Source organism: Pseudoalteromonas sp. NZS37 (genome assembly GCF_015864265.1).
GTDB lineage: Bacteria > Pseudomonadota > Gammaproteobacteria > Enterobacterales > Alteromonadaceae > Pseudoalteromonas > Pseudoalteromonas arctica.
On sequence record NZ_JADYXL010000019.1, the window covers coordinates 1 to 10290 of the forward strand.

Sequence of the window (10290 nt, forward strand, 5' to 3'; positions counted from 1 at the left end):
GGAAGTGGTGTGAGCCATTAAGCTAACTTGTACTAATTACCCGTGAGGCTTAACCATACAACGCCAAACGCGTTTTATGTGATAGTGAAACAAGCGAAGAAGTTAATATAACTAAAGTAGAAATTACTTAGAACGACTTAAAAAATATTATCAGATATTTTCCAAATTCAGTTAGTGCGTAGCGATACGAATTAACGCCCAAATTTGCTTGGTGACAATAGCGTTTTGGACCCACCTGACTCCATGCCGAACTCAGTAGTGAAACGAAACAGCGCCGATGATAGTGTAGCATTTGCTATGTGAAAGTAGGACATTACCAGGCTTCAAATTGTAGAAAGCCCGAATCTAACGATTCGGGCTTTTTTACGTCTGCAGAAAAGTAAAATGCGCGCAATTAACATACACTCACATCAACACCTAGCACGCAGGTCGGGCAAGCGTCGCGACTCCTGACGTTAAAATCACAACAAAACCCTCAATATCTCAGTCGGCCAATAAAGTAGCATTTGCTACGTGACTTTCTACTGCTGTGGGCACTATGACATTCTACTGCGTAGCGCACCGACTTCACATTGTAGCGAGCCCGGATCTAACGATTCGGGCTTTTTTACGTTTGCAGAAAAGTGAAATATGAGTAACTAACATTACGCACTCGATTTCTCTCCAATTTATCTAAATGTACAAGTCGAGTAGAATAGCTCCTTACTTCAGTGCTAAAGTTTATAACCAAATCTAAAGACTATTTAAAATAGTCCGTAAGCTTGAGTTTCTTCACTTTCAGATTCTTCTAGTTGTGTTGGTTTAAATATTACGCTTGGATCAATTAATACACTGTGCTTTTGTGAAAGCTTGATTAATCCTCGCATCATATTTTTAGTTTGTGGGTCTAGATCAAAACCAACCTCAGTGAGCTTATCTAGTGGTTTAATGTCTTCTTTTTTATAGTCGATATTATCTTCGACTTTATCTACCAATAACCCTACGTGTGGGTTTAAGCCGTCTTTAGTGGTAAAAACAATAATAGGTTTATAGTCTAAGGTTATTTGCTCTTTAGCTGATTCGAATAAACGCTCTAGCTGAATTAGGTTACTACGCTTAATTTTTTTGAGCAGAGCTGATACTTGTTTATAATCGCTTTGATTATGAGCTGATATAGCTTCTTTTACCGTTTCTAGCAATGATTGGAAAGGTTCGTTAAGTCGAGACATTGTTAGTTTTAAGTCTTCATTATCGGTGTTGAACTCTTTGTAAAACAGAACAAAATCTTGTAGTTCTGCATCATTGCTTGAAATAGAAGCCGAGCTATTTAGCAAGGTACTTTGAAGGGTATTGAACCAGTTTAATAGTTTTTCTTGCCATGTTCTTAGTTGTTTTAGTACATGCGCATTACTTTGTTCGGTTGAGATATTATTTAAAATAATACCTAAATCAAACACAGGCGTTGGTATATCCATATAATCTTTAACACCAATAAAGCTTTTATTATTGTTGGGTAAAGTTGTTAGATTATTGTCAAAGCGCTCTGTTAATAAAATATCGAGTATTTTAAGTGAAATTGTTTTGCAGCCCACTTTAAAGTTTATTAATTCCATGCCTTTATCTTAATTTACCTGTTAATGCTTTAAGGATAGAACAAATTAAATAAATAGCTTAAAGAAGGGTAAGATTTAATAGAGATAGGTAACTAGGAGTTATTAGATGGCACTAGTGAGGTTTTTTATGGCACGTTTAAATTGATTCTCAAGCTGCTTTTTTCCTAATAAACCTAAGTGTTGAATCACTTTTTCATTACATTCATTTTGCAGCACTAACTTTATTAAAAGTTGTTTATCAGACTCTGTTAATTGAGACATACAAGAAGGAGACTGATTCACTACCTGCCAGAGAGTCGCAGAGATATTAAATTGAGTGAAGTTACTGTTTACGAGCAAGGCTAATCGTTCGCGAGTCTCGGGGCTTACTAACTCATCGCTAAATCCTACAATTAAAATACTTACAAGTTGCCAATCTAGTGTTTTAAAATGTGTTAAAAGAGCATAAAAAAAGTCGTTTTTAAACTGCTTTTTCAAAGGTTGGATAATTGCACTTTTGTTGCTTAAGCATTTAACCACAAGCGCTGAATGTTCAGCTGTGCTTTTATCGCGTTGATATCCCAGTTTTACGGTATCAAACCCTTGTTTTTGCCAAAAGTTAAGTAGCTGCGCTGTTGCGCCAAAGCTTGCACCAAACCAACTACATTGGCTTTTTACTTGCGACTCGCAATAGCTAAGTAGCTTTTTACCAAAACCCATATTGTGAGAACTCGGATCAATCGCTATTCGTACAACGCGAGCGCTCAACTGTGTTAAGTAGTCATTATTAAAACTAAGTTGTGAGAGGGTTTGAGCCATTAAATGACCCTGTGGGCGGCGCTCTCCGCTTATAACCTGTAGAGCAAGTTCTTCACTTAAACCACCTTCTATTGCGATTAAACATACACCAACTAATTGATTGTTAATTTTGCTGATGAATATTCGTTGCGATGGTGCGTCTAGTAGTTGGCGTAAATCGTTTACACTACTTTGATAGTGAGCCAATGCAAGCAGGGCAATAACTTGTTGCAGTAAAGGCTCATTGTTTACAAGGGATTGCTGAGTTATTTCGCTATGAACTGGCTGCTCTAATTGCTCACTACTTAACTCTTTGTATTGTGCATCGAGTGCAAGCAAGGTGCGAATGTGCTTCTCGAGGGGATCGTGTTTAGCAAAACGCAGTGGCTCATCAAGCGTTACAACTTTAGAGGCTTTATAGTGCGCTTTTATATAGTTACTAAAGCGAATGGTATAACCCCTACCATTGCCCTCATACCCAACCAGTGTACTTGCAAAGACTATACGAGGGTAATGAGCTAGCATTTTTAGCAATAACGGTACAGGGATCGCGGCAGCTTCATCAATGAGTAATAAATCGCATTCAGGTAATGCATTTAATAACGCGTCAGGTGCAACGTAGTGCAAGTTGGCGAGCTGTTTATGTTCAGCGTTGTATTGAAGGCTCAGCTCGTTGGCTAAATGTTTAAAGCTACTATGGGTCGCTTTAAACTGAGTGCTGCAAATAATTACTTTTTTATCAGTCAATTTTGCGGCAGCTAAGCCAAGTGCTGCCGACTTGCCTCTACCTCTATCGGCATTAATGAGTAAAGGTCTGTTGGCACGGCCATTAGCTACTTTTACTATTTGTTCAACGCAGTTTTGCTGTGGTAGATAATCAATTTTATTATCCGTAACAGAGCTGACGAGATTACTAATACAGCCATTTTTTTCACTAAAATGAAAAGCGGGTAATTGCTTAATAATAGCCGCGAAACGTTGATTAAATAAACTGTAGTCAATACTCTGACCGTGTGATTGCACTGTACTTAATGAGGGGTCTTGCCAAGAGGCTAAATCATTTAATTCGGGCAGTAATAAAAACAGTATACCGCCTGCTTTAACGGTGCCGGTAAGTGCTGCAAGTTTATCAGGGTGTAAACCACTAAAACCATTGTAAACAGCATGAGCAAATTCTTGCCCTAAAATTTGGTGAGTGCGAGTAGGCCAGTACGAATTTTTAATCGCGCACTGCTTTGATACAACAAGTGTATTGTTTTCATCTATTAATGAGTTAAGTAATTCATAACACCAAGCAGGGCTGCCCGTAATCAACACTAGCTGACGATGATACGCGCCAGCTAGTTGTTGTTCTAACTCATTTAGGTGAGCTTTATACAGCTTGTAATCGTGCATAGGCCGTTACTAACCATTTACTGCCAAGGTCGTCAAAGTTAACTTGTACGCGAGATTGCGCGCCACTGCCTTCGTAATTAAGTACGGTACCAACACCAAACTTAGCATGCAAAACTCGTTGTCCTAAGTTAAAGCCACTGTCTTCAAATGCGGCATGGCTAACTGATGCGCTAAAACGCCCGGCGGCAGGCGGGCGAGAAACCTGTGTTTTAATACGGATTTCTTCTACGCAGTCCTCAGGTATTTCGCGTAAAAAGCGTGATGGGCTATGGTATTTTTCTTGCCCGTATAAGCGGCGACTCTCAGCATGGCTAATGTATAACTTATCCATTGCTCGTGTCATGCCTACATAACAAAGGCGGCGCTCTTCTTCTAAGCGACCCGACTCTTCGTTACTTTGCTGAGAAGGGAACATGCCTTCTTCTACGCCCACCATAAACACTAACGGAAACTCTAAGCCTTTAGCTGAGTGAAGTGTCATCATTTGAACAGCGTCTTCGTGTTCTTCTGCCTGCCCTTCACCTGACTCAAGTGATGTATGTGCTAAAAAGCCTTGTAAAGGCGAGCTGTATTCTTCGTCTTCAGGAAGTTCGTACTGGTCACATGCGCTAATTAGTTCTTCTAAGTTTTCTACGCGAGCACGGCCTTTTTCACCTTTTTCAGCTTGGTACATTGCCATCAAGCCTGAGGTTTGAATTGTGTACTTGGCTTGCTCATGCAAAGTTAGATCGCTAATTTTATCTTCTATTTGTTCAACTAGTTCTACAAACTTACTTACTGCACCAGAAGCACGACCAGATAAATGCTGTTGTTCTACAATTGCTTTTGCGGCATACCAAAGCGGTAATGATTCTGCTCGTGCACAATCACGTATATGGCTCAATGTTTTATCACCAATACCGCGTGCTGGCGTATTAATTACACGTTCAAACGCGGCATCGTCTTGACGATTACCCACTAGACGTAAGTACGACAACGCATCTTTAATTTCTTGTCGTTCGAAGAATCGCATACCACCATAAATACGGTATTTTAAGCCTTCTTGCAGCATGGCCTCCTCGAGTACACGAGATTGCGCGTTACTACGGTATAAAATTGCGGCATCTTGTAGGGCATTACCTGCATTTAACCAGCTTCGTAGTTTGCTACTTACAAAGCGTGCTTCGTCTAACTCATTAAATGCTGCATAAATAGAGATTGGCTCGCCGTCGTTACCGTCGGTCCACAAGCTTTTACCCATACGTTCTGAGTTATTTTGAATTAATGCGTTAGACGCTTTCAAAATAGTCGCTGTTGAGCGGTAGTTTTGTTCAAGACGAATGGTTTCTGCGCTAAAGTCAGTTAAAAAACGTTTAATGTTTTCGATTTTAGCACCACGCCAACCATAAATGCTTTGGTCATCGTCGCCTACAATCATAATGCTGTTAGTATCGCCAGCAAGTAATTTTAACCAAGCATATTGAATGGTATTTGTATCTTGGAACTCGTCTACGAGCATATGCGCAAAGCGTTGCTGATAATGACGCAGTAACGTAGGGTTATTTTTTAACACTTCGTAGCTGCGTAGTAATATTTCAGCAAAATCAACTAGGCCCGCTCTATCACAGGCCTCTTGATAGGCGGCATAAACACGCAGCATCATTTGCTCATTAATATCGTATGCTTGAATATCTTTAGGGCGAAGTGCTTCATCTTTTTTGGCGCTTATGTACCAGCCAAATTGCTTAGCGGGCCATTTTTTATCATCAATATTCATCGATTTTAATAAGCGCTTGATCATCCGAAGCTGATCGTCAGAGTCTAAAATTTGAAAGGCTTCTGGTAAATTAGCTTCACGGTGATGAGCACGTAAAATACGATGCGATAAACCATGGAAAGTACCAATCCACATACCACCTACAGGCGCTTTTAGTGTTTCTTCAACGCGGCCACGCATTTCTTTAGCGGCTTTATTAGTAAAAGTAACTGCAAAAATACTGTAAGCGGAGGCTTGCTCAACTTGCATAAGCCACGCAATACGATGAACTAACACTCGTGTTTTACCAGACCCAGCACCTGCTAATACCAGCATGTTTTGTAGTGGGGCTGCAACGGCATCGCGTTGTTTGTCATTTAAGCCATCGAGTAATTGTGAAACGTCCATCGTTACGCCTTTTTAATCAATATTGTGGCCAGTATAACAGGTGTTTTTGTTAGGCTAAATAAAATACTGTTTTTATAAACAGCTATTTATAAAATAGTGTTCAAAACGAGTAACTTGCTAATTAATTGAGCGAATAGAAAAGTGCAAACACATAACAAAAATTGCTAATTTGACCTAAAGTTAGCAAAATTTACTAACTCTCTAAATCTAGACTAATTTAACTATTTGATTTGTAAGCTTTAATAAATTGGCATAGAGTGTGTAAGTAAATAATTATAAAATCAAATAAATACAGAGGTTAGTATGGCAGATCAAGGTTCTGGCGGTAACGTAATCGCAGCATTATGTAATATATTTTTTCCTGGTTTAGGGCAGTTAGTGCAAGGGCGTATTTTAGCGGCTATATTTTTTGCACTCGCTATTATAATAAGTTACGCACTAATTTATGTGCTTGTAGGCTTTGTACTTGTGCCTATTATTTACTTATGGTCGATTATTGACGCAGCGCGTTATAGATCGCGAAGTTAACGGTTTTCAAGTTGAGTAAAATAGCGCCCATGTGGCGCTATTTTACTTTATATGTCCTGTGGTTTACGGGCGTTTACGTATATAATTACGCAATTAAAGATTTACAGGCAAACCCTATGGAATATCAATTTATTCGCGACCCTATTAGTGGGCTACGTATTAAAATAAGCAGTGAACACGCTATTATTGGTCGCTGGCTAAACGAAGAAATAGGCAAAGACAAAGTAGCCATGGTGCAAGCGCTTATTGCATCGGTGAGTTCAAGCTATGAGCCGCTAACGCTAAAAGGCCAAGAAATAGATTTAATATTAACGAAAGACGAAGCATTATTTGAAGCCCATGCGCTTCATCAAGACAGCGAAGACCTAATAGCGTATCAAGATGACGATTTAGCGCTTGAAGAAAATGGCTTAAGTAGTGGTTGTGGCTTTGAAGATTTCATTGATTTAATTGATTCATGGCATGAGTTTACGACGTCACGATAAACATAACTAGCACACTAATAAAAATATACAGCAATGCACAATCAGCATTTTATCTGTATTATTACACCAACGAACATTACGCCAATCAAAACGACAGGAACTGATATGTCTGCCAATTTAAACAAGCTAGTAGTGATGCTAGAAATGCAAAACGCCATGAATACTAAAGTACATGAGCAATGGTTTACTCAAGGGTTTGAATGGTACCGCGCTATTTGGGTTGAGTGTGCTGAAATGTTGGATCATCATGGTTGGAAATGGTGGAAAAAACAAACACCAGATACTGAACAAGTTATTTTAGAGTTGGTTGATATTTTTCATTTTGGTCTATCGCTTAGAATTGACGGCGAAACTAGCTACGAAGACTTAGCAAAGCAACTTGAAACTGAGCTTAGTAATGCTCAACAAGCTGATGACTTTAAACAAACACTAGAGATATTAGCGGCTTCTGCAGTTGCAGATAAAACGTTTAATGCAGGTGCCTTTGCCGGCTGTATGGCGCAAATGGGTATGGATATTGATGATTTATATCGCGGCTACGTAGGTAAAAATACGTTAAACTTTTTCCGCCAAGATCACGGTTACAAAGATGGTAGCTATATTAAAGAATGGAATGGGCAAGAAGATAACGAGCATTTAGTTGAAGTAGTTAAAAGCCTTGATACAGAACATGCAGATTTTGCAAAGTTAGTATATCAAGGGCTAGAAGCGCGTTACCCAAAAATTTAAGTCACGTAAGTTGAGTTAGATAATCTTACGATAGTCGGTAACACTTAGGTAATCGGCTATTTCGTTATGTGGTTGTTGGCTATCTGGGTTAGCAACTGCAAGTAAGTGCTCAATGCCGTATTCTCGTGCGGCATTCAAAACCGGCACACTGTCATCTACAAACAAAGTGCGCTGCTTATTAAATCCTAAGTCTTTTTGTACTTGGTGCCACAAACTTTGTTGCTCTTTACTTACTCCATATTCATGAGTCGACACTACGCCATCTAGGTAGTTATCAATCGCTGTATGCTCAAATTTAAGCATGACACTCTCAGGGTGGGCGTTGGTAAGTAAAATTAACTCTTTGCCTGCTTTTTTAAGCTCAGTTAAAAAATGAGGTACGTCTTCGCGCATTTTAATTAAATGCTGAGACTCTCGTTTAAGCTCCATTATAGGCAAGCTTAATTGCTGCTCCCAATAATCTAAACAATACCACTGTATTTGACCGCTCACAGCTTGATAGCGTTTTAAAATATCTGCTTTAGCTGCATCTAGGCTAATGCCCCTTGCTAATGCGTGTTGCGCAGGAATAACGTTAAGCCAAAAATGACTGTCGTAATGTAAATCGAGTAATGTTCCATCCATGTCGAGCAAAACGGTATCGATTTTTGACCAATTTAACATAGGAATTTCAACTTATAAGGTTTATTATTGAACTAACTGCCATGATAGCAAATTAACGCCAATGACACAGAAAAAGCACCCAACACCACCACAAATCCTCAGTAACAATGTTGTCGCTAAAAGCCGCCTGTTTACTGTGGAGTCTTTAGAGCTAAAGTTTTCTAATAACGAAGAGCGCCAGTATGAGCGAATTCGCGGCGGTGGCCGGGGAGCAGTGATGATTGTTCCGTTAAGTGCAGACAACGAATTACTACTTGTACGTGAATACTGTGCGGGCACAAACGATTACCAGTTAGGTTTTCCTAAAGGCTTAATCGATCCGGGCGAAACGCCAGAGCAAGCTGCTAACAGAGAGCTTAAAGAAGAAATTGGCTTTGGTGCTGAGTATTTTAAACCATTAAGAACAGTAACAATGGCGCCGAGTTACTTTAATGCCACTATGCATATTTTATTTGCTAAGCAATTATACCCACAAACCCTTATTGGCGACGAACCAGAGCCGCTTGTTGTTGTTAAGTGGCCATTAACTCAGTGGCAGTCATTATTAGACCAAGAAGATTTTACCGAAGCACGCAGTGTTGCAGCTTTGCTATTATTAGATAAGTATTTAGCGTCTGGAGCTGCCGATGAATAAATTAATCGAACCGTGTATCGAATTAGCTGAGCGTGCTGGCGATGCAATTATGGCCATTTATAAAAAAGGCGATATTGGCCAACAAGAGAAATCAGATAATACGCCTGTTACCAAAGCTGACTTAGCAGCAAATGACGTACTGGTTGCTGGATTAAAAGTCTTAGCGCCCGATATCCCAATTATGTCGGAAGAAACACCTATACCTGCACTCGCCGACAGACAGGACTGGCAGCGCTATTGGTTGCTCGATCCGATGGATGGTACAGGCGAATTTATTTTAGAAAGTGGCGACTTTGCAGTAAACATTGCATTGATTGAAAATAATCATCCTGTGCTTGGAGTTATTCATTGGCCTGCAAAAGGTGTGACTTATTTTGCTACAGCTAAAAATGGTGCCTTTAAACGTGAAAACTCAATTGATAAGCAAATATCTGTAGCGCCGCCAGAGAACTTGACGCTTGCAGTGAGCCGCCGCCAAAAAATAGAAGCGGTGAGTCAGTATTTAAATAGTCAGTTTACAACTATTGCTATTGGCTCGTGCTCATTAAAAGCTTGTACTGTTGCAGAAGGCAAAGCAGATTGTTTTTTAAGAATTGGTCCAACGGGAGAGTGGGATACAGGTGCTTCACAAGTTATTGTTGAAGAAGCCGGTGGTTGTATTACCGATGCAGAATTTAACCCGCTAACGTACAACCAACGCGAGAGTACTGAGAACCCTGACTTTATAGTGATGGGGCATCCAGACTGGGAATGGCAAAAAATGATTAATCCGCATCAAAGGTTGAGCGCAGAATAGCAATTTGATTGCTTTTTGTTCGGTTGAACAACTTTAATTAGTTTAGGCCTTGCATTAAATGTTTATTCCTATATAGTAGCGCTCTCTTCAAGGCAGGCTCGTAAATATTACGAAAATGTTTTAAAGAAATTACAGGCGCGGGATGGAGCAGTCTGGTAGCTCGTCGGGCTCATAACCCGAAGGTCGTCGGTTCAAATCCGGCTCCCGCAACCAATTTTTTATAAGATTTGGTTACTGTAAACTCTAGCTTAAGAGATAAAATAAAGTAGTCGATAGACTTAAAATATACAGGCGCGGGATGGAGCAGTCTGGTAGCTCGTCGGGCTCATAACCCGAAGGTCGTCGGTTCAAATCCGGCTCCCGCAACCAATTCTTTAATTGGAAGCCAAGTTGTAATGTAAGCAACTTTAAACAAGTCTACAAATTTCAGGCGCGGGATGGAGCAGTCTGGTAGCTCGTCGGGCTCATAACCCGAAGGTCGTCGGTTCAAATCCGGCTCCCGCAACCACTGAAATAAATAAGAATGAAATGACACGCTTAAAGCGTGT

Annotated in this window: 9 protein-coding genes, 3 tRNA genes and 1 rRNA gene; 9 read left to right on the forward strand and 4 right to left on the reverse strand. The window is 40.0% G+C overall.

All coding sequences use genetic code 11. The features are described from left to right. The first annotated feature begins 207 nt into the window (after positions 1-207). A 5S ribosomal RNA gene (gene rrf, locus I6F47_RS19790) occupies positions 208-322 on the forward strand. A 421-nt stretch (positions 323-743) separates the two neighbouring features. Here rrf and I6F47_RS19795 read toward each other — a convergent pair. The 3 genes from I6F47_RS19795 to uvrD form a co-directional block, all read right to left on the reverse strand. Then, the gene (locus I6F47_RS19795; protein WP_165723080.1) at positions 744-1592 is read right to left on the reverse strand and encodes a chemotaxis protein; all 849 of its coding nucleotides are present in this window, start codon (positions 1590-1592) and stop codon (positions 744-746) included. 102 nt (positions 1593-1694) lie between these two features. After that, positions 1695-3764 carry a GNAT family N-acetyltransferase gene (locus tag I6F47_RS19800; protein ID WP_165723079.1) on the reverse strand — a complete coding sequence of 690 codons (2070 nt, stop codon included), beginning with the start codon at positions 3762-3764 and terminating at the stop codon, positions 1695-1697. Further along, positions 3742-5907 carry a DNA helicase II gene (uvrD, locus tag I6F47_RS19805; protein WP_007586555.1) on the reverse strand — a complete coding sequence of 722 codons (2166 nt, stop codon included), beginning with the start codon at positions 5905-5907 and terminating at the stop codon, positions 3742-3744. The genes I6F47_RS19800 and uvrD overlap by 23 nt, the downstream gene beginning before the upstream one ends. Positions 5908-6210: 303 nt before the next feature. Here uvrD and I6F47_RS19810 point away from each other — a divergent pair, with 303 nt between their 5' ends. From I6F47_RS19810 to I6F47_RS19820, 3 genes are all read left to right on the forward strand, one after another. Then, positions 6211-6435 (forward strand): hypothetical protein, encoded by a 225-nt coding sequence (locus I6F47_RS19810; protein WP_002963009.1) that lies wholly within the window; start codon positions 6211-6213, stop codon positions 6433-6435. Between the two features lie 116 nt (positions 6436-6551). Then, positions 6552-6920, forward strand: coding sequence for a YacL family protein (locus I6F47_RS19815; protein ID WP_024592461.1), 369 nt, complete (start codon positions 6552-6554; stop codon positions 6918-6920). A 105-nt stretch (positions 6921-7025) separates the two neighbouring features. Beyond that, the gene (locus tag I6F47_RS19820; protein ID WP_007586550.1) at positions 7026-7649 is read left to right on the forward strand and encodes a dUTP diphosphatase; all 624 of its coding nucleotides are present in this window, start codon (positions 7026-7028) and stop codon (positions 7647-7649) included. Positions 7650-7664: 15 nt separating this feature from the next. Here the strand turns inward: I6F47_RS19820 and yrfG are convergent, their stop codons facing one another. Further along, positions 7665-8312, reverse strand: a complete 648-nt coding sequence (gene yrfG, locus I6F47_RS19825) for a GMP/IMP nucleotidase (protein ID WP_007378908.1) — start codon at positions 8310-8312, stop codon at positions 7665-7667. Between the two features lie 61 nt (positions 8313-8373). Between yrfG and nudE the strand changes: the two genes are divergently transcribed. The 5 genes from nudE (at position 8374) to I6F47_RS19850 (ending at position 10250) form a co-directional block, all read left to right on the forward strand. Further along, positions 8374-8946: an ADP compounds hydrolase NudE gene (nudE, locus tag I6F47_RS19830; RefSeq protein WP_007586548.1), complete on the forward strand. Its 573-nt coding sequence runs from the start codon at positions 8374-8376 to the stop codon at positions 8944-8946. Further along, on the forward strand, positions 8939-9742 hold the full coding sequence (gene cysQ, locus I6F47_RS19835) for a 3'(2'),5'-bisphosphate nucleotidase CysQ (protein ID WP_007586545.1): 804 nt from the start codon (positions 8939-8941) through the stop codon (positions 9740-9742). The genes nudE and cysQ overlap by 8 nt, the downstream gene beginning before the upstream one ends. 136 nt (positions 9743-9878) lie before the next feature. Next, positions 9879-9955 (forward strand) — tRNA-Met (locus tag I6F47_RS19840). A gap of 79 nt (positions 9956-10034) precedes the next feature. Further along, positions 10035-10111: transfer RNA gene (locus I6F47_RS19845), tRNA-Met, on the forward strand. 62 nt (positions 10112-10173) lie between these two features. After that, positions 10174-10250, forward strand: a tRNA-Met gene (locus I6F47_RS19850). Positions 10251-10290 lie beyond the last annotated feature (40 nt).

Excerpts from the sequence above, each read along its gene's own strand:
- I6F47_RS19795 (WP_165723080.1), bottom strand. The coding sequence starts at position 1,592 with ATGGAATTAATAAACTTTAAAGTGGGCTGCAAAACAATTTCACTTAAA.
- I6F47_RS19800 (WP_165723079.1), bottom strand. The coding sequence starts at position 3,764 with ATGCACGATTACAAGCTGTATAAAGCTCACCTAAATGAGTTAGAACAA.
- uvrD (WP_007586555.1), bottom strand. The coding sequence starts at position 5,907 with ATGGACGTTTCACAATTACTCGATGGCTTAAATGACAAACAACGCGAT.
- I6F47_RS19810 (WP_002963009.1), top strand. The coding sequence starts at position 6,211 with ATGGCAGATCAAGGTTCTGGCGGTAACGTAATCGCAGCATTATGTAAT.
- I6F47_RS19815 (WP_024592461.1), top strand. The coding sequence starts at position 6,552 with ATGGAATATCAATTTATTCGCGACCCTATTAGTGGGCTACGTATTAAA.
- I6F47_RS19820 (WP_007586550.1), top strand. The coding sequence starts at position 7,026 with ATGTCTGCCAATTTAAACAAGCTAGTAGTGATGCTAGAAATGCAAAAC.
- yrfG (WP_007378908.1), bottom strand. The coding sequence starts at position 8,312 with ATGTTAAATTGGTCAAAAATCGATACCGTTTTGCTCGACATGGATGGA.
- nudE (WP_007586548.1), top strand. The coding sequence starts at position 8,374 with ATGACACAGAAAAAGCACCCAACACCACCACAAATCCTCAGTAACAAT.
- cysQ (WP_007586545.1), top strand. The coding sequence starts at position 8,939 with ATGAATAAATTAATCGAACCGTGTATCGAATTAGCTGAGCGTGCTGGC.